General features: G+C 61.2%; 23 protein-coding genes. 14 read left to right on the top strand and 9 right to left on the bottom strand.

Features of this window, described 5'->3' with window-relative positions:
- Nucleotides 1-69 precede the first annotated feature (69 nt).
- The gene (locus RTS12_RS06015) at nucleotides 70-246 is read right to left on the bottom strand and encodes a hypothetical protein (RefSeq protein WP_312526459.1); all 177 of its coding nucleotides are present in this window, start codon (nucleotides 244-246) and stop codon (nucleotides 70-72) included.
- A gap of 125 nt (nucleotides 247-371) precedes the next feature.
- On the opposite strand from RTS12_RS06015, the gene mutL reads away from it, so the two are divergent.
- Nucleotides 372-2,270, top strand: coding sequence for a DNA mismatch repair endonuclease MutL (gene mutL, locus RTS12_RS06010; RefSeq protein WP_312526457.1), 1,899 nt, complete (start codon nucleotides 372-374; stop codon nucleotides 2,268-2,270).
- 56 nt (nucleotides 2,271-2,326) lie between these two features.
- Nucleotides 2,327-2,698: a DUF3775 domain-containing protein gene (locus tag RTS12_RS06005; RefSeq protein WP_312526456.1), complete on the top strand. Its 372-nt coding sequence runs from the start codon at nucleotides 2,327-2,329 to the stop codon at nucleotides 2,696-2,698.
- Between the two features lie 108 nt (nucleotides 2,699-2,806).
- Here RTS12_RS06005 and RTS12_RS06000 read toward each other — a convergent pair whose 3' ends face one another.
- From RTS12_RS06000 to RTS12_RS05985, 4 genes are all read right to left on the bottom strand, one after another.
- A complete protein-coding gene (locus RTS12_RS06000; RefSeq protein ID WP_312526454.1) occupies nucleotides 2,807-4,006 on the bottom strand; it encodes a PQQ-dependent sugar dehydrogenase in 1,200 nt (399 codons plus the stop codon).
- A gap of 161 nt (nucleotides 4,007-4,167) precedes the next feature.
- Nucleotides 4,168-5,034 carry a C40 family peptidase gene (locus RTS12_RS05995; RefSeq protein ID WP_312526452.1) on the bottom strand — a complete coding sequence of 289 codons (867 nt, stop codon included), beginning with the start codon at nucleotides 5,032-5,034 and terminating at the stop codon, nucleotides 4,168-4,170.
- Nucleotides 5,031-6,434 (bottom strand): leucyl aminopeptidase family protein, encoded by a 1,404-nt coding sequence (locus RTS12_RS05990; protein ID WP_312526450.1) that lies wholly within the window; start codon nucleotides 6,432-6,434, stop codon nucleotides 5,031-5,033. Before RTS12_RS05990 ends, RTS12_RS05995 begins: the two co-directional genes overlap by 4 nt.
- Before the next feature lie 104 nt (nucleotides 6,435-6,538).
- Entirely contained in the window at nucleotides 6,539-6,922 is a 384-nt protein-coding gene (locus tag RTS12_RS05985; protein ID WP_312526448.1) for a hypothetical protein, read from the bottom strand.
- 141 nt (nucleotides 6,923-7,063) lie between these two features.
- Here RTS12_RS05985 and RTS12_RS05980 point away from each other — a divergent pair, with 141 nt between their 5' ends.
- The gene (locus tag RTS12_RS05980) at nucleotides 7,064-7,711 is read left to right on the top strand and encodes a carbonic anhydrase (RefSeq protein ID WP_312526446.1); all 648 of its coding nucleotides are present in this window, start codon (nucleotides 7,064-7,066) and stop codon (nucleotides 7,709-7,711) included.
- A gap of 118 nt (nucleotides 7,712-7,829) precedes the next feature.
- Here RTS12_RS05980 and RTS12_RS05975 read toward each other — a convergent pair whose 3' ends face one another.
- From RTS12_RS05975 to RTS12_RS05965, 3 genes are all read right to left on the bottom strand, one after another.
- Complete coding sequence (locus RTS12_RS05975) at nucleotides 7,830-9,125, bottom strand: FAD-dependent oxidoreductase (RefSeq protein ID WP_312526444.1); 1,296 nt, start codon at nucleotides 9,123-9,125, stop codon at nucleotides 7,830-7,832.
- A 139-nt stretch (nucleotides 9,126-9,264) separates the two neighbouring features.
- The gene (locus tag RTS12_RS05970; RefSeq protein WP_312526442.1) at nucleotides 9,265-10,557 is read right to left on the bottom strand and encodes an ATP-binding protein; all 1,293 of its coding nucleotides are present in this window, start codon (nucleotides 10,555-10,557) and stop codon (nucleotides 9,265-9,267) included.
- Complete coding sequence (locus tag RTS12_RS05965) at nucleotides 10,544-11,203, bottom strand: response regulator transcription factor (protein WP_312526474.1); 660 nt, start codon at nucleotides 11,201-11,203, stop codon at nucleotides 10,544-10,546. Before RTS12_RS05965 ends, RTS12_RS05970 begins: the two co-directional genes overlap by 14 nt.
- Nucleotides 11,204-11,346: 143 nt before the next feature.
- Here RTS12_RS05965 and RTS12_RS05960 point away from each other — a divergent pair, with 143 nt between their 5' ends.
- Genes RTS12_RS05960 through RTS12_RS05950 form a run of 3 tightly spaced genes read left to right on the top strand, consistent with a single transcriptional unit; the run spans nucleotide 11,347 to nucleotide 14,143 of the window.
- Nucleotides 11,347-11,682: a lipid-A-disaccharide synthase N-terminal domain-containing protein gene (locus RTS12_RS05960; RefSeq protein ID WP_312526440.1), complete on the top strand. Its 336-nt coding sequence runs from the start codon at nucleotides 11,347-11,349 to the stop codon at nucleotides 11,680-11,682.
- Nucleotides 11,679-13,382 carry a hypothetical protein gene (locus RTS12_RS05955; RefSeq protein ID WP_312526438.1) on the top strand — a complete coding sequence of 568 codons (1,704 nt, stop codon included), beginning with the start codon at nucleotides 11,679-11,681 and terminating at the stop codon, nucleotides 13,380-13,382. The genes RTS12_RS05960 and RTS12_RS05955 overlap by 4 nt, the downstream gene beginning before the upstream one ends.
- Nucleotides 13,382-14,143 (top strand): glycosyltransferase family 2 protein, encoded by a 762-nt coding sequence (locus tag RTS12_RS05950; RefSeq protein ID WP_312526436.1) that lies wholly within the window; start codon nucleotides 13,382-13,384, stop codon nucleotides 14,141-14,143. Before RTS12_RS05955 ends, RTS12_RS05950 begins: the two co-directional genes overlap by 1 nt.
- 3 nt (nucleotides 14,144-14,146) lie before the next feature.
- On the opposite strand, the gene RTS12_RS05945 is transcribed toward RTS12_RS05950, so the two are convergent.
- Nucleotides 14,147-15,103 carry a glycosyltransferase family 2 protein gene (locus tag RTS12_RS05945; RefSeq protein ID WP_312526434.1) on the bottom strand — a complete coding sequence of 319 codons (957 nt, stop codon included), beginning with the start codon at nucleotides 15,101-15,103 and terminating at the stop codon, nucleotides 14,147-14,149.
- Nucleotides 15,104-15,376: 273 nt separating this feature from the next.
- On the opposite strand from RTS12_RS05945, the gene RTS12_RS05940 reads away from it, so the two are divergent.
- The 8 genes from RTS12_RS05940 to RTS12_RS05905 all read left to right on the top strand — a co-directional run bounded on the left by RTS12_RS05940 (nucleotide 15,377) and on the right by RTS12_RS05905 (nucleotide 22,630).
- Entirely contained in the window at nucleotides 15,377-15,646 is a 270-nt protein-coding gene (locus tag RTS12_RS05940; protein ID WP_312526432.1) for an acylphosphatase, read from the top strand.
- A 146-nt stretch (nucleotides 15,647-15,792) separates the two neighbouring features.
- A complete protein-coding gene (locus RTS12_RS05935; RefSeq protein ID WP_312526430.1) occupies nucleotides 15,793-16,425 on the top strand; it encodes a Rieske (2Fe-2S) protein in 633 nt (210 codons plus the stop codon).
- On the top strand, nucleotides 16,422-17,267 hold the full coding sequence (locus RTS12_RS05930) for an aromatic ring-hydroxylating dioxygenase subunit alpha (RefSeq protein ID WP_312526428.1): 846 nt from the start codon (nucleotides 16,422-16,424) through the stop codon (nucleotides 17,265-17,267). The genes RTS12_RS05935 and RTS12_RS05930 overlap by 4 nt, the downstream gene beginning before the upstream one ends.
- Nucleotides 17,264-17,923, top strand: a complete 660-nt coding sequence (locus RTS12_RS05925; RefSeq protein WP_312526426.1) for a glutathione S-transferase family protein — start codon at nucleotides 17,264-17,266, stop codon at nucleotides 17,921-17,923. Before RTS12_RS05930 ends, RTS12_RS05925 begins: the two co-directional genes overlap by 4 nt.
- A gap of 125 nt (nucleotides 17,924-18,048) precedes the next feature.
- The gene (locus RTS12_RS05920) at nucleotides 18,049-19,140 is read left to right on the top strand and encodes a BMP family ABC transporter substrate-binding protein (RefSeq protein WP_312526424.1); all 1,092 of its coding nucleotides are present in this window, start codon (nucleotides 18,049-18,051) and stop codon (nucleotides 19,138-19,140) included.
- A 4-nt stretch (nucleotides 19,141-19,144) separates the two neighbouring features.
- The gene (locus tag RTS12_RS05915; RefSeq protein ID WP_312526422.1) at nucleotides 19,145-20,665 is read left to right on the top strand and encodes an ABC transporter ATP-binding protein; all 1,521 of its coding nucleotides are present in this window, start codon (nucleotides 19,145-19,147) and stop codon (nucleotides 20,663-20,665) included.
- Complete coding sequence (locus RTS12_RS05910) at nucleotides 20,655-21,728, top strand: ABC transporter permease (protein WP_312526420.1); 1,074 nt, start codon at nucleotides 20,655-20,657, stop codon at nucleotides 21,726-21,728. Before RTS12_RS05915 ends, RTS12_RS05910 begins: the two co-directional genes overlap by 11 nt.
- Nucleotides 21,725-22,630 (top strand): ABC transporter permease, encoded by a 906-nt coding sequence (locus tag RTS12_RS05905; RefSeq protein ID WP_312526418.1) that lies wholly within the window; start codon nucleotides 21,725-21,727, stop codon nucleotides 22,628-22,630. Before RTS12_RS05910 ends, RTS12_RS05905 begins: the two co-directional genes overlap by 4 nt.
- Nucleotides 22,631-22,915 lie beyond the last annotated feature (285 nt).

Below are 22,915 nucleotides of genomic sequence, written 5' to 3'. Positions count from 1 at the left end.
TGTCGCGGGTGGGTTTTCGGGCCCTTTTGGCAAGGGGAATCCCGTGCGCGATGGTCGGGGCGGGCCTTGTTATTTGACCCGGACAGCCCCCGTGCCGCCCAAGGCCGCGCCGGCGACTGCACCCACTGGTCCTGCAACAACGGCGCCCGTGGCCGCCCCGGTCGTGGCGCGGGTGGCGGTATTGGGCCCACAAGCGGCAAGCCCAAGGGTCAAGCTGCAGATAAGGAAGGCGATGGCATGTTTCATGTAACGCTCCTTCTTCGATATGTATCTGGTTGAACCAACTCGAAATTGCGCCTCTGGTTGCATCTTAGCTGATTTTCGCTTGGGAAATCTTTGCGCGGCCTGCCCCGGCTGCTATATCTGGGGGTATGGATACAGACCCCCTCAAGATGCGCCCGATCATTCGCCAATTGGACGAAACCGCCGCCAACCGCATTGCCGCGGGCGAAGTGGTAGAGCGTCCAGCCTCGGCGGTGAAAGAGCTGATTGAAAATGCCCTTGATGCGGGGGCTGCGCGGATCGATGTCGCGATTTCGCAGGGTGGCAAAGCCCTTATCCGGGTCAGCGATGATGGCTGTGGCATGACCGCCGAGGACCTGCCCCTGGCGCTGTCGCGCCATGCGACCTCCAAGATCGACGGCTCGGACCTGCTGGACATCCGCAGCTTTGGCTTTCGCGGCGAGGCGCTGCCCAGCCTTGGTGCGGTGGGACGTTTAAGCATCACCAGCCGTGCCGACGGCCATGACGCGGCTCAGATCACCGTCTCGGCGGGGCGAATGTCGCCGGTCAAGCCAGCGGCGGGCAATCGCGGCACGGTGGTCGAATTGCGCGATCTGTTCTTTGCAACGCCCGCACGGTTGAAGTTCATGCGCAGCGAGCGCGCCGAAACTCAGGCTATCACCGAGGTGTTGCGCCGACTGGCCATGGCCGAGCCCTATGTCAGCTTTACCCTGACCGATGAGGATGAGGGTCGGGTGCTGTTTCGCGCAGATGCCGAACAAGGAGAGCTGTTTGGCGCGATGCAGACCCGATTGTCGCGGGTCATGGGGCGCGAGTTCATCGAAAATACCATTCCCATCGATGCCACGCGCGAGGGGATAACCCTGACAGGCTTTGCAGCCTTGCCGACCTATTCGCGCGGCACGGCCGTGGCGCAGCACCTTTTCGTCAATGGTCGGCCCGTGCGTGACAAGCTGCTGACCGGGGCATTGCGCGCAGGTTATATGGATGTGCTGGCCGGTGGTCGCCACCCTGCGGCGGTGCTGTTCATTACCTGTGATCCCCATCAGGTCGATGTGAACGTCCATCCCGCCAAGGCCGAGGTCCGCTTTCGCGAGCCGGATGTCGCGCGGGGCCTGGTGGTGTCAACGCTGCGCCACGCCTTGGCCGGGGCTGGGCACCGCGCCTCAAGCACCGGGGGCACGGCCGTGCTGAATGCGATCCGCGCCGAGCCAATGCAATATCAGCCGATGTTGCGTCCGGCCTATCAGGCTGATTATCGCTCGACGCCATCCTGGTCACAGCCGCGCCCTTCCGGCCAGATGATCGAGGCCGTGCATGACTGGCAGGCACCGACCTATCCCCCCGGCCAATATGCCCCTGGCGATGCTCCCGATTTTGCCCCCACGGGCTTTGCCGAGGGCCCCAGCGCGCGGGTCGAGCCCGAGGGGGCGGCCATGATCCCCGAAGACGCGCCCTTGGGCGCGGCGCGGGCGCAATTGCATGAAAACTGGATCATCGCCCAGACCAAGGACGGTTTTATCATCGTCGATCAGCATGCCGCACATGAGCGGCTGGTCTATGAGCGGCTGAAAGCTCAGGCCGAGGCCCGAAACATCGCCTCGCAGGCTTTGCTGATCCCCGAGATCGTCGACCTTTCCGAAGGGGATGCCGCGCGTATTCTGGCGATTGCGGATGAGCTGGCCGAATTGGGGCTGGTGATCGAGCCCTTTGGCGGTGGCGCGGTCGCGGTGCGCGAGGTTCCTGCTTTGCTGCGCAAAGTCGATGCCAAGGGGCTGGTGCGCGATATTTTGGATGATCTGGCCGAACATGGGGCCTCGGATCGGTTGAAAGGCCGCGTGGATGCGGTGCTGTCATCGATGGCCTGTCATGGGTCAGTGCGCTCGGGGCGGCGGATGAATGCGGATGAAATGAACGCCCTTTTACGCGAAATGGAACGCACGCCGCGCTCGGGGCAGTGCAACCATGGCAGGCCAACCTGGGTCGCATTGAAATTGACCGATATCGAACGACTTTTCGGTCGCTAGAGGAATCCGTTGACGCCAACTTGCTTTGCTCCGAAGCTGGTCCAAGGAGGAATGCCATGTTGGAGATAACTGCAGATAAGATTGCCTATGTCGTGCTGCGTGCCCGCGAATATCAAAGCGGGATCAATGCCTGGGCGCATCAGGGCAGTCGCAGGCAGCATGGCGCGCGCACCGAATTGCACGAATTTCTGGACGGCCTGAATGACGATGAAAAGGCCGGGCTGGTTGCGGTGATGTGGATCGGGCGCGAAACCTTTGGCCCCGAGGAATTGTCCGAGGCCATCACCACCGCACGGACCGAGCGGGGCGATCGCGCCGAGGATTACCTGATGGCCGAGCCGCAGCTGGCCGATTTTCTTGAATCGGGGATGGAGGCATTGGGCCTTTCCCCCGAAGATGAAACCGACGCGGTGCAGCACCCGGTGTGATCCCGCCGGCAGCGCATGGCATCAGTCGCGATGCCCGCTCACGGGGGCATCGTCAGAGTTTGCGGATCACGGCTTGCGGGTCGGCGCTTTCGGGGTGGGGCCTTCGCGTCAGGGTTTGCGGGTCAGGCGCAAAAGCTGACCCTCGGCATCATCCGTCAGGACATAGATTTCGCCAGACGGGCCGATTTCGACATCGCGGATGCGGTTCTCACCCTCTAAGAAGCGCTCTTCGCCGATGACTTTGCCATCTGCCATTTTCAGCCGCACAAGTGCCATGCTGCGCAAGCCACCCAGCAAGATGTCACCCTGCATTTCCGGAAACATGGCGCCTTGGTAAAAGGCCATGCCCGAGGGGGCGATGACAGGATCCCAGTAATAGACTGGCTGCTCCATCCCCTCTTTGGCGGTCAGCCCTTCACCCATGGGTGAGCCGTCATAATCCTCGCCATAGGTGATGATCGGCCAGCCATAGTTCTTGCCAGCCTCGGGCTGATTCAACTCATCGCCGCCTTGTGGACCGTGTTCGGCAGTCCACAATTTGCCGCTTGCCGGGTCCAGCGCCGCGGCCTGAATATTGCGGTGACCATAGGACCAGATCTCGGGCTGCGCTTTGGCCGCGGGGGGGAAGTTCCCCTGCGGATTTGCCGGTTTTCCTGTCATTGGATCAATACGCACGACCTTGCCCAGATGGGTGGTCAAATCCTGTGCCAGTTGGCGCGGCTCTTCGTAAGAACGCTCGCCCAGGGTGACGAAAAGCATTCCGTCACGGTCAAAAACCAGACGCGATCCGAAATGCATGGTCGAGGCCCATTTCGGCGATTGCTGAAAGATCACCCTGACGTCTTCCAGCTTGGTGCCATCTTGGGACAGGCGTGCGGTGGCGACGGCGGTATTGTTGCGCTTGCGAAACCGCGGCTCGGAATAGCTCCACCAGATCTGGCGGGTCTGGGCAAAGTCGGGGGCGATAGCGACATCCAAAAGGCCGCCCTGCTGTCGGTCATCCACCTTGGGTAGACCCGCGATTGGCGCGCCGATATGACCGTCGGGGCCGATCAGACGCATCTTGCCCGGGCGTTCGGTAACCAGAAAATAGCCGTCCGGCAGGCGCGTCACAGCCCAGGGGAAGTCCAATCCATCGGCCACGACTTCGGCTTGCAGCGCGAATTGAGGGGCCAGAACCGGGGCACGGGTCTGACCGGCAAAGGCAGGTTTCTGGCTGGGCACATGCGGCGGCTCGGCGTTGAAATCAGCCAAGGCAGGGGTGCTGGCCAGGCAAGCAGCAAGCAGAAAAAGGGCCGCGCGGGTCATGGTGTCGTCCTTGGTCAAAAGGGCGGTTACGCCGGGTGGTGGTCCAATCATCAACCGCCGCCAGAGGCGCCAGTTCCGCAAGTAGGGTTGGGCAAATTGTCGCGGGGCCTGGCTGTGCGTGCCAGCAAGCCCCCCTGTTTTTCTTAGGGAAAGGCCCTTTCTTAGGGAAAGACCGCGCGGTTCGTGGCATCGGGGCGGCGCGCGCCTAAAAACGGCCCCTCGCCCCCGGCATCGATCCGCGCGATGGCGTCGGCGATCGGCTCGATCACGACGCCCATCACATAGGCGGTGGCATGGATCATACGCGTTTCATCCAGCGCCATCGCGACATGGCCCGGCCAAAACAGCAGGTCACCGCGCTGATAGGGGCCTTCGACCACCGCAAAGGCCTTTTGCTGCATGTCGCTGTCGCCCGGGCAGACCACGCCACAGGCCGACCATGCCGCCTGCGCCAGCCCCGAGCAATCGATGCCCCAACGGCTGTTGCCCCCCCAAAGATAGGGCGTGCCCATCATGCTTTCGGCGACATCGCCGGGATCGGCAGCGGCTGCCTGGCTAAGATGCATCGAGGGCACCCAGCCCCCGGTGGCCAGCTGAGAGAATTTACCCTCGGTCGCGATGACACTGACGCGCGCTCCCAAGGACAGCGCACCAGTTTCGCGCAACTTGAGGTTGGGACCGGGATAGATATGGCTGGCAGGCGCGCTAAGGCGATGGGTGATCGCGGGCAAGGTCGCGCCCGCCTCGCTAAGCTCGTGGCGGCGCAGCCACCCGCAATAGCCGTCCAGTGCGGCCTGCACAAAGCACCAGTCATCGCGCTCTTCGATCACGGTCAGATCTGCGCCGAAATTCACCTGACGATCGCGGGCCCCTTCGATGTCGCGGCACAGATCTGCCACGGCAACCGCAAGACGCGCGGGGCGGCCTTGGGTATAGCTGGGGCGATCCAGCACAGAGCGCAGATCCGCAAGCGCCACGCGATCGGTTGCGGGGGTCAGGCGGCGGTCAGTGGTCACAATAGCTGTCATTTCAACACCTTGGGCAAAGCGGTCAGAATAGCGCGCATCGCCTGACCCGTGCCGCCCTTGGGTCGGCCCGGAGCAGAGGCAGGTTGCCAGCCGTAGATGTCAAAATGCGCATAGGTTTTTGCGTTTCTGGCAAAGCGGCGCAAGAACAGCGCCGCTGTGATTGCCCCGGCAAAGCCACCGGAGGGGGCGTTGTCCAGATCGGCGATCTGAGGCTCGATCATGGTCTCATAGGGCTCCCAGAAGGGCATGCGCCAGATCGGATCGGCGGCTTCGGTGCCCGCGTTCTGGATCAAGGCGGCGATTTGATCGTCATCGCAAAAGAACGGCGGCAGATCCGGCCCAAGGGCGACACGCGCGGCACCGGTCAGCGTCGCCATCGAGATCAGAAGGTCGGGGCGCTCCTCTTCGGCCAGCGCCAGCGCATCTGCCAGCACCAGACGCCCTTCGGCATCGGTGTTGTTGACCTCGACCGTCAGACCCTTGCGGCTGATCAGGACATCGCCGGGGCGGAACGCATTGCTGGAGATGGCATTTTCGACCACGGGCAGCAGCACGCGCAATGTGATATTGCGATGTTGCCCCAACTGGCACAGCATTTCGGACAGGCCCAGAACGCTGGCGGCACCGCCCATGTCCTTTTTCATCAAAAGCATGGATGAGGGGGGCTTGATGTCCAATCCGCCGGTGTCGAAACACACGCCCTTGCCCACCAACGTCACCTTGGGACCATTGCCCGGAAAGCGCAGATCCAGCAGGCGAGGGGCCTGTTCGCCCGCGCGCCCGACCGCATGGATCATGGGGAAATTCTGTGCCAGCAGCTCTTCGCCCTTGATCACCGTGATGGTGGCGCCGTGACGGTTGGCCAAGGCCCGGGCCGCATCCTCAAGATCATCAGGCCCCATATCCGAGGTTGGCGTATTGATCAGGTCGCGGGCCAGATATTCGCCCGAAGCCAGCGCAATGATGCGCGCCCCGTCCACGCCTTCGGGGCAGATCAGGCGCGCGCGTGCGCCTTCGCTTTTTTTGTAACGATCAAAGCGATAGCAGGCCAAAAGCCAACCAAGCGCACCCAGCGACAGATCAAAATCCTTGGGGGCCGAGGCAATATGCCAATCGCCCGCAGGCAGGGCTTCTGCGGCGCGCGCAAGGCTATAGCGTTCGCGGGCGGGTGGGCTGTCGGCCTTGGGCGCGGCGCCGATTCCGAAAAAGGCCCCGGCGATTGTTCCATCTTCGGCGGCAAAAACACAGCTTTGCCCGGCTTTGGCGCTAAAGCCATTGACCGTGGCCCAGTTGCGCGCCTGCGCGCTGGCAGAGGAGGGGAATTCTGGGCCGTTCTCGCCTGACCGCACAAGCCAAAGGGGCAGGCTGGTCGCGCTGGCGGGGGCAAATTCGGGTGTCATCGGTGACCTCGGTCGCTTCGGTTGATGCGCGACAGGGTAGCGTGACACACCGCAGCCGCAAGGTGCTGGCTGTGCATGGCTGCTGCGCGCGGCGCGTCAGGGGGTCACGGCTCTATCGGCAGATCGTCATCCCAGATCCCCATCAGAGAGCTGTTTGCCACCCGCTCGAGCCGGGAAAGGGTGGCGGCCATCGCCTGACGGTTGTGGCTGTCGACGCAACGACCGACATCAACCGCGACCCCGGCCAGCGTCACCAAGCCAACCTGCCACGCCAGCCGAGACAGGTGTTCGACATGCAGTAAAACCTGGGCGCCGTCATCCTGGGCCGCGGCGCGCAATGTCTGGCGCAGGGCAAGGGCCAGCTGCTCCATCGCGGCGATAATCAGGGTCTGGCCGGCACCTTCACCCAGCTCGGTCACGATCTCGGTGACACGGGCTTGATCGATCTGGACCGCCTCTTGCACGGCCAGCACTGCCACTTTGGACATAACAATTTCACCATCTATCTGTTCGCAAGTTAGGGTCTGTGTCGCAGATCGAGGTCAAGAAAAGGTTATGTCGGATTGAATAAAACCCTCGAACTTTATGCGTTCGGGGTCTATCAACACCTTCAAACAAGGTGAGACAGCATGAAAGAAGCACGTACTCTACCGCATTACCTGGTCCATCGTTATCATGGCTGGAAGGCGACGAGCTTTATGGAAAATAAAGCTTGGTTCAAACGCTTGGCAGATGATGGCCAGCGACCGCGCGCCATGGTGATTGCATGCTGCGACTCGCGCGTGCATGTCACCTCGATCTTTGGCGCTGAATCGGGCGAGTTCTTTATTCACCGCAATATTGCCAATCTTGTGCCCGCTTACGCCCCGGATGGGCAGCAGCACGGGACCTCGGCGGCGGTTGAATATGCGGTAACAACCCTCAAGGTCGCGCATCTGGTGATTGTGGGCCATACCAATTGCGGCGGCGTTCAGGGCTGCCACGACATGTGTTCGGGCCATGCGCCCGAGCTGGAAGAAAAGACCAGCTTTGTCGGTCGCTGGATGGATATCCTGCGTCCCGGCTATGAACGTGTCGTTGCATTGCCCGAGGATCAGCAAATCAGCGCGCTTGAGCGTGAAGCGGTTCTGATCTCGTTGGAAAACCTGATGACTTTCCCCTTTGTCAAAGCGGCAGTCGAGGCGGGAGAGCTATCGTTGCACGGCGTCCTGCACGAGATTGGCGAAGGGGGCTTGTTGCAATACGACCCCGACAAAGAGTCCTTCGAATACGTCTGATTGCCTTGAGGTGCCCTGACAGCGGCACGCATGGCAAGCCAGACCACCCAAGCCCATCAAAAAGGCCGCGCCCGAAAGCGCGGCCTTTTCTTTGGCTTTGATCTAGGCCGAAATGGGGTCAGCCCATCACCGAAAAGCTGGAATCTGCGTTGATTTTGCGCTTGCGGCTATAGGTGCCAAGGCTGATGTCGCGGTCGATGTAATCCAGATGGAAGTTCAGCGGATCGGCATCATGGTCATGGCCATTTTCGCATTCCGAGATGATCTTCGCCATGATCTTGCCAGCCACCGGGGCGTTCTTGAACTGGTTCCCTGACGAACCACAGGCCATGTAAAAGCCCGGCAGGTCGGATTTGTCATAGATCGGCAGCCAATCATCAGACACGTCGTACATGGCCACGACACCGCTTGCCTGGCCGGGAATGCGCAGCTCGGGCAGGCGCTGCGCCGCACGCATGACGATGGTGGTCCATTCATCGGTGAAGCGGGTATCGACCTCATCTGGATCATCCACCCAGATACGCTCGTCGCATTGCGGATCGGTCGAGCCGATACAGATGCCGATCGGATCGGGGCGCAGATAGATTTCCGTATCGGCATCGGCCACGATCAGGCCGTCCTTGCGATAGTCCATGTTCACTGGGCCGGGAATATAGGCGACCTCTTGGCGATTGGCGCGTGTCTTGATGGTCATGCCCTGATCCACGCCCGCCATCCGGTTCAACCCGGCTGACCAAGGCCCGCCGACATTGACCACGACATCCGACGCCAGCACCGAGCCATCCTCAAGGCGCACGCCGCTGGTGCGGCCATTCTCGGTTTCGATCGCCGTGATTTTCGTGCGAAAGCGGAAGGTGGCGCCATGGGCTTCGGCCGCCCATTGCAGGTTTTGCGCAGCCAGTTTCGGATCGTTCACATAGCCTGCCAGCTTGAAATGCACCGCGCCGGCAACGGCATCGCCCGTCGGCTCGCAAAAGCCGTCATCCTCGGGGCGCTTGGCGGGGGCATAGCTTTGCAGATCGGCACCCGGCAAATAGTTGGGAATATCGGCGGTCGCGACTTGCGTATAGGGGCATCCGATCTGGTCCATCATCGCCGTGACGTTTTCCAGATAGCCGTTAGATTGCGCCTTGATGACCAGGTTTCCGGTCTCGTGGTAAAGGGCCAGCGGACGATCGGCGGGCAAGGCCAGATATTCGGCCCAATTGCTCCAGTAATTCCAGCCTTCATAGGCCAAAGCACAGGATTCGTAGACCGAATAGTTGATACGGATCACCGCCGATGAGTTCGAAGTCGAGCCGTAGCCCGCCTCGGGGGCCTTGTCGACGACGGTGACTTGCCAGCCTGATTTTGCCAGCTCCAAGGCCGTGGCGCAGCCCAACACGCCTGCGCCGATAATGATTGCATGTGCCATGTGGCGTTCTCCTGAGAGAGGGGACACCGATTGTCACTGGCGATTACGCCCTGATACGGCAAAGCCTCTGATTAGCGAATAACACTAGACATATTTGGCGCCGAGGCTGCAAGTCCGATCTATGCAAAAAATCGCGACATCAGACCGAAGCATGAGGCGGAAAATGGACCGTCGCGGCAAAGCCATCGGTGCGTCCGGGCAGGGGCGAGGTCAGCTCTAGCTTGGCCCCAGACTTGCGCACCAATGTGTCAACGATTGCAAGGCCAAGCCCCGAACCGCTGGCGCGGCTGCCCGCGCGTTCGAAGCGGCGGGTGAGAGTGGGCAGCAGCTCGGGCAAGATCGCCGGGCCGCCATTGCTGACCGTCAGACGGTCGCGGTCAAGCGTGACGGTGATGGGGGGCTGGCCGTGCAAAACGGCATTTTCCAGCAAATTGCGCAGCAAGATCGCAAAGCCGTCAGGGTCCATGCTGATCAAGATCGGGCCTGTCGGCGGGGGCTGCCAGGTCACCTCTTTGAAGTCGCGGATCACCAGCTGTGCGACCGCCCGCATGTCAAAGGGCTGGGGTGGGGCGCCACCGCCCTCGGCGCGGGCCAGATCCAGCAGCTTTTCCGAGATACGCGCCAGCCGCTTTTGTTCGTCCGCCATGCGAGTGGCGCGTTCGCGCAGCGGCCCCTCGGGGGCTTCGGCGATCAGCCGTTGGGTTTGGGCCAAAAGCGCGGCAATCGGCGTGCGCAGCTCATGCGCGGCATTGGCGGAAAAGCTGCGCTCGATCTGAAGCGCCAGCTCGACCCGTTCCATCAACCGGTTGACCGAAGCCTCGATCGGCAAGATTTCTTGCGGCAGGTTGGGGGTCGAGAGCGGCTCAAGATCGCGGGCATCGCGGGTCGAAACGTCCTGGGCAAAGCGCGTCACAGGACGCAGTCGGGAATGCGTCAGCCAAAGCAGCGCCAAAATGTTAAGCGGCAGCATCAGCCCAGCCGCGATGAAAAACGCGCTGACCGTATCCCAGGCGGCGGTCCGACGTTCGGCTAAAGGATCGGCCAGCCGGATCACCGTGCCATCCGCGGCGCGACGGGTATAGGTACGCGCATCACCGGATTCGCCAAAACCGTTGTTGTCGGGGCCGGCAAAAACCGCGTCGTCCTGCTGGTCGGTTTCGATCAGAACGCGGCCATCTGGCGCACGAATTTGCAAGAACAAGCCGCCGCCGACAATCAGGCTTGAGGGGGGCTCGGTCGGTGAGGATTCGATCAGCGACTGGATGCGTTCAGCGGTGCGCTTTAGCGAGGCGTCATAGATCTCGTCGACCTCATGGCGCATGGTCAGCCAGCCCGCCGTCAGCGCCAGCACCCAAAGCAGGGTCATCAAAAGCCCAAGCCGCAGCGCCAGATCGCGCCTTAGGCTTGGGGCGGTCTGTTTAGGATTGGCCAAGTCTGTATCCCAGACCGCGCAGCGTCTCGATCGAGTCGCGGCCCAGCTTTTTGCGCAGACGGCTGACATAGACCTCGATCGTATTGCTTTCGACCTCGGCATCGAATGCGTAAAGCCGTTCTTCCAGCCGGGATTTGGTCATGATGATGCCCGGATTTTGAAGGAACGCCTCGAGAATGGCCCATTCGCGCGGGCTGAGATCGATGCGCCCCACCGGAGCCGTTACCGAGCGTTTGGCCAGGTTGATGCGATTGTCCCCAAGTTGGGTTTCCGGATTGGGGCGACCGTTATAGCGCCGCGCCACTGCCCCGATCCGGGCTGATAGTTCGGCCAGATCAAAGGGCTTGATCAGGTAATCATCCGCACCGGCATTCAGCCCGGTGATGCGATCGGTCACGCGGTCGCGCGCGGTCAGCATGATGATCGGCATATCTTTGCCCCTGCGACGCAGCTGAGTCAGAAAGTCCAACCCATTTCCATCGGGCAAATTCACATCCAGCAAGACCAAATCATAATGTGTCGTCGCAAGGAAATCGTCCGCCTCTGACAATGTCTGTGCCCAATCCGGCACATGGTTGTCAGCCAGCACCTGATCGCGCAATGCGCTGCCTAAGCCAGGATCATCCTCGATCAAAAGAACTCGCAATACCATCATCCTGCATCAGTGCCCTATCAGGCTGACAGCAAGCTTAACGCATTAGCAAGATATGTTCAGCTTACTGTCAGCATTCGAAGTTATCCTTGTCACAATGAGGCGACAAGGACGTGCAACAGAACATGGTTATGGGCATGACGGATAAGCTTTGGCTGATCGTCGGGTTTATGGGGCAGGCGCTGTTCACCTCGCGGTTTTTGGTGCAGTGGATCGCCAGTGAGCGTCTGAAGAAAAGCGTTATTCCCACAGCATTCTGGTGGCTTAGCATCGGGGGCGGTGTGCTGCTGTTTCTGTATGCGCTGTCGCGCCACGATCCGGTCTTTAGCCTGGGTCAGGGCATGGGATTGGTCGTTTATCTGCGCAATCTGATGCTGATCCGCCGTGAGGCACGCCGCTCGGCCCAGCCATTGCCTTCGCAGGAAACCGCCGATGCCTCGCTCACCTCGACAACCGCAGAGGTGGGCGCATGAGCATCTCGGAAATTTTGCCCCAAGCCCGCGTCACGACTGACGCCCCTGCCGGGCGCAAAAGCCGCAGCCTGCCTTTGACCATTCTTGCGATGACGCTGTTTGCTGCAATGGCGGTGCTGGGGGTGCTGTTGCGCCCGGCCATGCCGATCGACGAGACGCGCTATCTGACCGTCGCATGGGAGATGCGCAGCTATGGCAACTGGATCGTTCCCCATCTGAATGGCGAGATTTATGCCCATAAGCCGCCATTGCTGTTTTGGCTGATCAATCTGGTTTGGGCGGTCACTGGTCCTTCGGATTTCGCGGCGCGTTTGGTGGGGCCCGCGTTCGGGCTGGGGTCGATTGCGTTGACCTCGCGTCTGGCGCAGGCGCTGTTTCCAAAGCGCGAGGATCTGGGCGGTTATGCGGCGCTGGCATTGGCGGGCATGGCGGGTTTTGCCTTTTTCGCCGGGCTGACCATGTTCGACGCCATGCTGTGCTTTGCGACTGTCATGGGCGTTTTGGCGCTGGTTCATGCCGCGCGCATTCCACAGACCGCAACCACCGATCCTGTGGCTGGCGTTGCGGATACCTGGGCAGATAGCTGGCTGCCTTGGGCCGGTTATGGCGCGGCAATCGCGCTGGGGGTCATCAGCAAGGGGCCGGTGATCTTGATCCACCTGCTGCCAGTGGCCTTGGCCATGCCGCTTTGGGCCGGTCTGCCTTTGCGCCGAACCGCGCGGGGAATTGCAATCGGGCTGGGCGTTGCGGTGCTGTTGGTGCTGCTGTGGCTGGTGCCCGCGCTTTTGCTGGGCGGCGCGCAATACCGCGAGGAAATCCTGTGGACCCAAAGCGCGGGGCGCGTGGTTTCATCATTTGCCCATCAAAAGCCCTTCTGGTTCTTTCTGCCCTTATTGCCGATCCTGACATGGCCCTGGAGTTGGTCTCGTGATTTCTGGCGCAGCCTGATCCGGCTGGGTCAGGGGGCCGGTCCAGAGCTTGGGTTAAAGCCTGCGCACAGCTATGGGCTGTTGTCGCAAGGGCCGATGGCGGTCTGGATCGTTGCGACGGTCGTGATCTTCAGCCTGATCAGCGGCAAGCAGATCCACTATCTGGTGCCGATGCTGCCCGCCGTGGCCATTTTGGCAGCTCCGGCCTTGGCCCAGGGCGCCCGTGCCCCCGTTTCGGCACTTTTGCCGTTTGGGGTGGGGCTTTATTTTCTCGCGCTGAGCTTGGGTTTTGCGGGCGGAGATGCGGCGACGGTGCTGGGTCCAAACTGGCTGCTGATCGTGACGGCACTGGCGATGTTTGCGATCGCGGCCCTCGCCATCTGGCGTCAGGGCGCGCCGCTGGCATTGATGTCACCTTTGATGATCGTCGTGCTTAGCCTGTTGTTTCTGGGCAAAGCCGGCACGGTTTATGATGCGGCGATCATCGGGGGCCAGCTTGGCGATCACGATGCGGCGGGCATTGCCACGCTCGATAGCGGTTATGCCGGGGAATTTGGCTTTGCGGGTCGCCTTGCAGATCCGGTGGTGCGGCTAAGCACCCCAGCCGAGGCAGAGGTCTGGATTTCCGAGCAGCCCAACCGCGTCGTCATGGGTCGCATGGACGAGGGCCACCCCCAGATGCCGCCCCACCAGACCATCAACTTTCGCGGACGGGATTACGGGCTTTGGCTTAGCCCCTCCGCGCCATCCATCCAACCCGAGGTTCAGTGATGCAGATTTCGTCGCTTTCCGTTGTCATCCCATTTCTGAACGAAGAAGGTGCCGCCGAGGCCCTGCTTACCGAAACCCTGGCCGCGCTTGACCAAGTTGGCCGGGTCGAAGTGATCGCCGTCAACGACGGCTCGGATGATGGGACCGCCGCGATCTTGGAACGTGCTGCCGCAAAGGATGCACGCATCCGCGTCATTCACCATAGTCAAAGGCGCGGCCAGTCCAGCGCGATCCGCAGCGGTGTGCGCGCGGCGAGCTATGATTGGGTGGCGACCCTGGACGGGGACGGGCAAAATCCGCCCGATCAGATTCTGACCCTGATCCAGGCATTGCCGGTCTGCCCCGATAGTATCGGCATCGTGCAGGGGCAGCGCCTTAAGCGGCAGGACAGCTGGGGCAAGCGCGCGGCCTCGCGGTTTGCCAACCGGCTTCGCGGCGCGCTTTTGTCTGATGGGGTGCAGGATTCGGGCTGCGGGTTAAAGCTGTTTCGCCGCGAGGCCTGGTTGGCCATGCCCTTTTTCGACCACATCCACCGCTTTACCCCCGCCATGATCAAGCGTGAGGGCTGGCAGGTTCTTACCGCGCCGGTTCAGCACCGCGCCCGCGAAACTGGCCGCTCGAATTACAACAACCTGCAACGTGGGCTGGTGGGCGCGGTCGATTTGCTGGGGGCGGCTTGGCTGATTGCCCGCAGCGGCCAGAAATCCGTTCCTCAGCCCGAGGCGCAGCACGAGCAACCCAGCACCTTGCCTGCCGAGTAAGGCCTAGACGCTGGCGCGCGATGGGGCTGCGGGCTGCTTGAACGTCGCGGCCAACAAGGCCCGGCTTTTTTGCGACATCAGCGCCTGCGAGGGCGACAGGATGGCGGTATTCGTCGCCTCGGCAATCGCGTCATAGGGCAGATCGATGGGCTGGGGCGGCACTTGACGGGTGTTCAGCCACTCCTCGACGCGCTGCCATGCCAGCTGGCGATCCTTTTTGCGCCGCGCGCTGGCATAGCCGGTCGTTGCGGCCTGCGTCAGCGAACCTGCGGTTTCGATCTTGGTCAAAAGCGGCTCCTCGATCACGCGCAGAATCTGGCCCGACATCAGCAGGCGATTGCGAAACTCGCGATCCTCTTCAATGCTGTCGCAATAGCCGCCCAGCTCACGAAAGACGCGCGGATCGAACAGGCCCGAGTTGACATGCAGCCAATCGCCCGGCGCCGGTTGAGGCTGCGCATTGGGAAAAAGATCGTCAAACATCGAAATCTCGCGCCGGATGGTCTGACAGCGACCATCGGGCAAGATCAGATCGTGATGGCAAAACACCGCATCAACGCGCAGCTCGGCCCCGGCTGCGCGCCCGATGATGCGCCAGTTCAGCCCCTCATCGCTGCGCAACCCTGGCTGCGCCAGAACCCGAGCCTGACGCAGCAATTTGTCGCGATGGGGCCGGTCGTCGGAATCGTGAAAGCTGAGGGCGCGCGATCCGGCCAGCAGAACGGCAATGTTCTTGGCCTGCGCCGTTCCCAGATTGCGGCGCAAGCGGATCAGGCTAAGGCGGGGGTGATCGGCAAAGCGCTGCATGACCTGCCAGGTCTGGTCTCGTGAACCGTCATCAATGGCGAGCACGATGCAATCGGGATGCGACTGATCCAGCGCCGCCGCAATCGCTGCTGCAATCTGGGCGGGTCTTTCCAGAACGGGAATCGCGATCAGGACAGGCAGATCCTGTGGCATGGCAATCCTCCTTTGACGTGATGACCGCCCTGCGTTTCACGGCCCATCTGGTCGCCCAAGCCTAAGCCCGCGCCCGGCTTTGAAGGTTAACGCGGGGGCAATCGATTAAGCCTGACCGAATTCTTCTTTGGGTTGTGGCTAAAATGACGCAGCGATCTTGGACCAGATTGGCTTGGCTGACCGGAATGGGGCTGCTTGCGCTTGACCTTGGCGCTTGAATTCCGCCATGGGCTGGCTCAGGGTTTAACCTGCACCACCAGCGAAAGATCTGCCGTGACTGCATCAGCGAACGTCGCCCATGAGCGCTTCTTCATCCAGGGGCGCGTCGATTCCGACAAATTTCCGCCGTGGATTGAACGGCATGCGCGCAAGCTTGGGGTTGCGTGCCACATTGACCGACAGGACCGCGCCACCCTTGAGGCCGTGCTGACGGGGCCGGTCGAGCTGTTAGATGCGATGGAAATGGCCTGCCTTCTGGGGCCATTTCAGGTCTGGGTTGATCAGATCGAACGCCGCCCGCTGAACAGCCTACCCGAGCAGTAAGCGGCGGTGTAAACTATAGTCGGTCGCCTATTCGCGGCCAAAGACAGGAAAGATGGCTGTCAGATTTGCAGTATTCTTAACTGTCATCTTCAAATTCTCTGTCTTTCGACGTAGGGCAGAGCCTGAATAAGCTGGACGGAATTCATATGCCCTCTACAGTCTGGACGCCCGTCGCCCTAGCGCGCGATCTGCCACCGCGACTGGTTATCCCGGTCACCTGCAACGATCAGGATCTGGCGCTTTGGCGCAGTGAATCTGGCAAAGTGCAGGCTTGGATCGATCGCTGCCCGCATCGTGGGATGCGGTTGTCGCATGGTTTTGTGCGCGGCGAGCTTTTGAGCTGCATCTATCACGGTTGGCGCTATGACGGCGCTGGCATTTGCCGCAAGATCCCGGCTCACCCCGATCTGGAGCCGCCGGCGACGATCCGCACCACCGCCTGGCGCTGCCACGAACAGGATGGCGTGATCTGGATCGCCCCGCAGGAAGACAGCGAGAATGCTGATTTGCCGCCCGCATTGCCGGGCCTGGACGCGCTGCGCTCGATCCCGGTTCAGGCGACGGTGGCGCAGATCGCTGCAGCCTGCGCCCAGCCCAAGGCTATGATCCTGACGCATGAAGGGCTGACCTTGCTGGCGCAGCCGGGTAAGGATGGAACAGTGCTGCACGCACTTATTGCGGCCGAAACCGCCACCCCGGCCGACAGAATCAAGGCCTCGCGCGCACTGGAAACCCTGCGCCTGCAGATCGAAGCCACAGTGTCCAGGAGTGCTGCATGATCACCGATCCCGTCATTCGCAACGAATGGTATCCGGTCGCGATTTCTGCCTTTGTTGAAAAGGGACAGGAACGTCAGACCATGCTGCTGGGCGAAGATATTCGTGTCTATCTTGGCGCGAACGGCCCGGCAGTCGAGAAAACCGATGGGACGCAGCTGGCGGTCAAGCTGGCCTATGGCCATGTCTGGGCCTCGCTTGGAACGCCAGGAGAGCTTTTCGCGATCCCCGAGGCCACCCAGCCCGGCCGCCGTCTGGTCGATGTGGGTGCCGTGCGGGTCAAATGCTCGCCGCTTCGCGCCGTCGAGAATTTCCTTGATATCGCCCATTTCCCGTTTGTGCACACCGATGTTCTGGGCGCGGAACCTCATACCGAGGTCTATCGCTATCAGGTCGAGATCCGCGATGAGGTCGATGAGGTCTGGGCAACCAAGATCAAATTCTACCAGCCTCAGGCCGCGAAATCGGCAGAAGGCGGCATCGAGACCGATTATCAATATCGTGTCCCTGCTCCGACCTGTGCGGTTTTGTATAAAACCTGTCCGCCGCGCCCCTCCGAGATGGATGTGATCGGCATTTTCGTCCAGCCTTTGACCGAAGAGCTGTGCGATGCTTGGCCTTGGATGGCGCTTTTCGACGACGAATCGTCGATGGCGGATATGATCCAGTTCCAGCAGATGATCTTTTTGCAGGACCGCTCAATTTTGGAAAACCAGCTGCCGCGCAAGCTGCCGCTGGATCCGGGCCTGGAAATTCCGACCCGTGCCGATATGACCTCGATTGCCTATCGGCGCTGGCTTAAGAAACGCGGCTTTACCTATGGCGCGCAATTGGTGGCGGCATGATTCTTTACGACTACGTCCTTAGCCCGAACTGCTACAAAGTCCGCCTGTTGGCGGCGTTGACGGGGCAGAAGCTGGAAACCCAGGCACTTGATGTCTATCCGGGCGACGCCCATCGCCAGCCCGAATTTCTGGCGATGAACCCGGCAGGCACCCTGCCTGTGCTTCAGCAGGGCGATTTGACCCTGACCGATTCCGCAGCGATCCTTGTCTATCTGGCTAAGCTGGCTGGCGGCGCTTGGATGGGGGATGATACCCCGGCCGATGCAGCCAGGCTGCAAAACTGGCTGGCCTTCGCGCAGCGCCTGTCCGACAGTCTGGGGCAAGCGCGCCTGCATGATATGCTGAACGCGCCGCTGGATATCGACGCCGCGCGGGCGGATGGCGTGGTTTGCCTGCGTCAGCTGGAAGCCGCGCTTTTCGAGGCGCATTTGGCTGGTCATGCCTTCTTGCTGGGCGATCAGCCCAGCATCGCCGATATTGCCTGCTTCCCGCATGTGGCACTTGCCGGTGACGGGGGCGTCTCGATCGATGCCTATCCTGCGATCCGTCTGTGGATGCGTGCGGTGCGCGCGCTTGCGGGCTTTGTCGAGATGCCGGGCATTCACCGCTTGCATGATATGCATGCCGAGCCAGAGCCAAGCCAGCACGGTACATGACCTGTTCCTGAAAGTGATGCCCGCCTTCGCAAACCGCCGGGACGGGCATCCCGCAAGGAAACTGCGATACTATTCAAAACCACCCGCGCTGGATCACCAAGCCGGGTTCGACAGGAGAGACCGAGATGAGTTTCAATCGCCGCGACTTTCTGGGCGCTGCCTCTGCCGTAGCAGCTTTGGCGGGGCTGGGCGTAAGCCGTGCAACTGCGGCCGAGCCGCTGCATGTTGCGCTGGTCACGCCCTCGCCCATCTCGGATGTGGGTTGGTCGCGTTCGCTGGCGGCCTCGCTGGAAGAGCTGAATGCCGAGCTGGGTGGCACGCTTAAGCTGACGATGATCGATAATATCACCGAAGGCCCGGACGCGGATCGCATCATGGAAAAGGCCGTGGCCGATGGCAATAAGGTCATCATCGCGGGCTCGTTCGGTTATATGAATGGCGCGATGCAGCTGGCGCGCCGTCACCCCGATGTGACGGTCCTGCATGCTTCGGGCTTCAAGATCATGCCGAATTTCTCGAACTTCACTGCCCGCAACTATGAGGGCACCTACCTGATGGGTATGGCTGCTGCGGCGGTGACCAAGTCGAAGAAGCTGGGCGTGGTCGGGGCTTTCCCGATCCCCGAGCTGCTGGCCTCGAACAGTGCATTCGCCCTGGGCGCGCGCTCGATCGATCCGACGATCGAAGTTTCGGTGATCTGGGTGAACACATGGTTCGACCCGGCCAAGGAACAGGATTCGGCAAAGGCTTTGATCTCGCAGGGTTGCGATGTGATCTTCTCGAACGCGCAGGACACCCCTTCGGTGGTGGCACTTTGCGAAAAAGAAGGCGTCTATAGCTTCAACCTGAACTCGACCATGGTCAGCTATGCGCCCACGAAATATCTGGGCAATGTCGGCACCGATTGGACCCCCTATTTCAAATCCGAGATCGAGGCCCATATCGCTGGCACGTTCAAAGGCGCCTCGCATTGGCTGGGCATCAAAGATGGCGTGATCAAATGCACGGATTGGAACAAAGATATTCCTGCTCCGGCGATGGAACAGATCAAAGCCGCCGAGGCCGCGATTGCCGATGGCTCTCACCCGCCCTTTGCCGGGCCGGTGATCAAGGACGACGGCACTGAACTAGCTGCTGCGGGCACCAATATGACCGATGAACAGCTGTGGTCGATGGACTGGCAGGTTCAGGGCATCGTCACCCCGCTGCCGAAGTGATCCGATGACAACGCTGCTTCGCCTGCACGGCGTCTCGAAAAGCTATGGGACGGTTGCCGCCAATAAAGCCATCGATCTGACGGTCGGTGAGGCGTCGATCCATGCTGTATTGGGCGAAAACGGCGCGGGAAAATCGACGCTGATGAAGCTGATCTATGGGGTCGAGCAGCCCGATCAGGGGCAAATCGAATGGCGCGGCAAAACCGTGCATATCGATAGCCCCGCCGCTGCCCGACGCCTTGGCATTGGCATGGTCTTTCAGCATTTCTCGCTGTTCGAGACCTTGAATGTCGTTGAAAACATTGCGCTTGTCGTTCTCGGCAAGCGCAGTGATCTGGCCCTGCGCATCCGAGAATTCGGCGAGCGTTTCGGGCTAGAGGTCGATCCTTTTGCCTTGGTTCATTCCTTGTCCATGGGCGAACGTCAGCGCGTCGAGATCATCCGTTGCCTGATGCTGAACCCCAAGCTGCTGATCCTGGATGAGCCGACATCGGTGCTGCCGCCGCAGAGCGTGCTGCGTCTGTTCGAAACTTTGAAGCTGTTGCGCGATCAGGGGGTCTCGATCCTTTTCATCTCGCATAAGCTGGATGAGATCCGGGCGATCTGTGATGCGGCGACGGTGCTGCGGGCCGGGCAGGTCGTGGGTCAGATCGATCCGCGTCAGGCCAGCTCGGCCGATCTGGCGCGGATGATGATCGGTCGCGATATGGTTGCGGCCACACCCGGCGCGCCCCATGCTTTGGCCGAGGTTCGCCTGGCGATCAACGATCTGGACCACAGCCCCGACGATCCTTTCGGTGTCACACTCAAGGGCATCAGCCTGGACCTGAAAGGCGGCGAGATTCTGGGGCTGGCGGGGATTTCTGGTAATGGCCAGAAAGAACTTGTGCGCCTGATCTCCGGCGAGGCGCGGCTTTCGGGCGCAGATCGCGGCAAGGTGCAGATGATGGGTCAGCCCGTCGGGCATCTTGGGGCATCGGCCCGGCGTGAACTGGGCTTTGCTTTCGTCCCCGAAGAGCGTCTGGGCCGTGGGGCGGTCTCGGACATGTCTTTGGCGGATAACACGCTTTTGACGGCCCATTCGCGCGGCATGGTTCGCGCGGGGCTGATCAATCGCGCCCGCGAGCGGGACTATACCCGCCGCTGCATTCAGGATTTCGACGTGCGCACCGCCGGACCTGATGTCGAGGCCGCCAACCTGTCGGGCGGCAATTTGCAAAAGTTCATCATGGCGCGCGAGATCCTGTTGGCCCCCCAATTGCTGGTCTGTTCGCAGCCGACCTGGGGGGTGGATATTGGCGCTGCGATCGAGATCCGCCGGCGTTTGGTCGCTTTGCGCGATGCGGGAACCGCGATCCTGATCTTGTCGGATGAACTGTCCGAACTGTTTGAAATTTGTGACCGCTTGCAGGTTTTGCACCATGGCGAGCTGTCGCCGTCGCTGCTGACCGCGCAGACCAACTCTGCCGAAATCGGTGAATATATGCTGGGCCACGCGTCCAAAGAGGCAAAGAATGTGGCTTGAACTGATCCGGCGCGAGCGCCCCTCGACTGCGCTCATGCTGCTGGTGCCGCTGATTGCGGTGGCCTTGGCCGCCTTGGCCAGTGCGGGGCTGTTTGCATTGACCGGTAAACCCGTGGGCGCCGCCCTTTACGCGCTTTTGATCGAGCCCTTCATGACGCGCTCGGCCTTTTCCGAGGTGCTGCTGAAAATGGGCCCGCTCTTGCTGATCGCGCAGGGCTTGGCGATTGGATTTCGGGCGCAGATCTTTAACATCGGCGCCGAGGGGCAGTTCATTCTGGGGGCGATTTTTGCCTCGGCCCTGCCGGTCTATTTCCCGGAATCGACCTCGATCTGGCTGTGGCCTGCCATGATGGTCATGGGCGCGATTGGTGGCGGTCTTTGGGCGGGCATTGCGGCTTTGTGGCGGGTGAAAACCAACGCCAACGAGATTTTGGTCACGCTGATGCTGGGCTTTATCGCAACGCAATTGCTGAATTATCTGCTGCTTGGGCCCTGGAAAGACCCGATGGGGTTCAATTTCCCCCAAAGCGTGATGTTCCAATACGAGGCGATGCTGCCGACCCTGATTTCGGGCACCCGGGTGAATATCTCGTTCCTTTTTGCACTGGCGGCGACGGCGCTGGCTTGGATTTATGTCAAGCGCAGCTTCTCGGGGTATCAGCTGATGGTGGGCGGCCTTGCGCCTGACGCCGCGGGCTATGCCGGCTTTCGCGAAAGCCGTGCGGTCTGGATCTCGCTTTTGGCAGGCGGTTTGGCCGCAGGGCTTGCCGGTGCGGCCGAGGTTGCGGGCCCGGTGGGCCAATTGCAGCGTTCGATTTCGACCGGCTATGGGTTTGCCGCGATTATCGTGGCCTATCTGGGGGCGCTGAACCCGCTTGGCATGATCTTTTCGGCCTTCCTTCTGGCCGTGATCTATATCGGCGGAGATAATGCGATGGTTTCGGCGGGTCTGCCCGTGGCCTCGGTGCGCGTGTTCCAAGGCTTGGTGCTGATCGCCTATCTCGCGGCGTTGACCTGGATTCGCTACCGCGTTCAGTGGCGCAGAAAAGGGGCCAAAGCATGAGCGGTTTCGAGTTCATACTGTCAGGCATGCTGGCGGCTGCGACGCCGTTTTTGCTGGCCGCCCTCGGCGAGCTGGTGGTCGAAAAATCGGGTGTCATGAACCTTGGCCTCGAGGGCATCATGTCGCTGGCCGCAGTTGTCTCTTTTATCATCGTTTATCACGGCGGCCCGCATGGTCTGGCCTTTGTCGGCGCAGGCTTTGCAGGTATCGCCGTCGCGCTGATCTTTGCGGTTCTGGCGCTGGAATTTCGCGCCGATCAGGTTGCATCCGGGCTGGCCATCGGCATCTTTGGCCAAGGGCTGGCTGCGCTGATCGGTAAGCCTTACGAAAGCCTGATCACCACGGGGCTGAACAAGATCCAGTTGCCGGTTCTGTCCAAACTTCCGCTAGTGGGTGGGCTGTTCACACAAGATCTTGTGGTGTGGCTGACGTTGCTGGCCACAGTCGCTATTGCGGTGGTCCTGCGATATTCGCGGCTGGGTCTGGTGATCCGCGCCGTTGGGGAAAACCCCCATGCGGCACGCGCCATCGGCTATCCCGTGATCGCGATCCGCTATGGCGCGATTGCATTTGGCGGGGCGATGGCGGGTTTTGCCGGGGCCTATGCTGCAACGGTCTACACGCCGATGTGGGCGGATGGCATGATCGCCGGACGGGGCTGGATTGCATTGGCCCTGGTGGTCTTTGGCACCTGGGTCACGGGCCGCGTCTTTGCCGGCGCGATCCTGTTTGGGGCTTTGTCGCTGGCCGAGCTGGCCGCACAAGCCAAAGGCGTGCATCTGCCCTCGCAGTTGCTTGCGGCGATGCCCTATATCGTGACCATCGTGATTTTGGGGATCATTTCCTCGAACAAGCTGCGAATGAAGCGCAATTCCGTCGCCTCATTGGGTAAGCCGTTCTAAAGGGGCGCACCGCCAATTCCGCTTGGCGATGCGGCGGCCGACGGTCCAGAACCGTCGGTGGCCATTTGGCCTGATACAAGCTGATCGCGCCCGGAAAATCGTGTGACTGGTGCGAGACGGGCTTTTCCGCGTCATGGTCTGGCCAAGGCCAGCAAAGATGACGGCATCGCTTGGTCTTGGCAGGGCGGCCTATCCCGCGACGGCTGTATGCTGGGCGGAAAAGCGATCCAAGATCCCCATAAAAAGACGCGCCCGGAAAAAGTCCGGGCGCGTTTTTTTTAAGGG

Origin of the sequence: Paracoccus sp. (in: a-proteobacteria) (genome assembly GCF_032007265.1) — a bacterium.
Taxonomy (GTDB): Bacteria; Pseudomonadota; Alphaproteobacteria; order Rhodobacterales; family Rhodobacteraceae; genus Paracoccus.
Note: the sequence above shows the minus strand (reverse complement) of the source record. Positions and strands in the feature narration are given on the sequence as shown.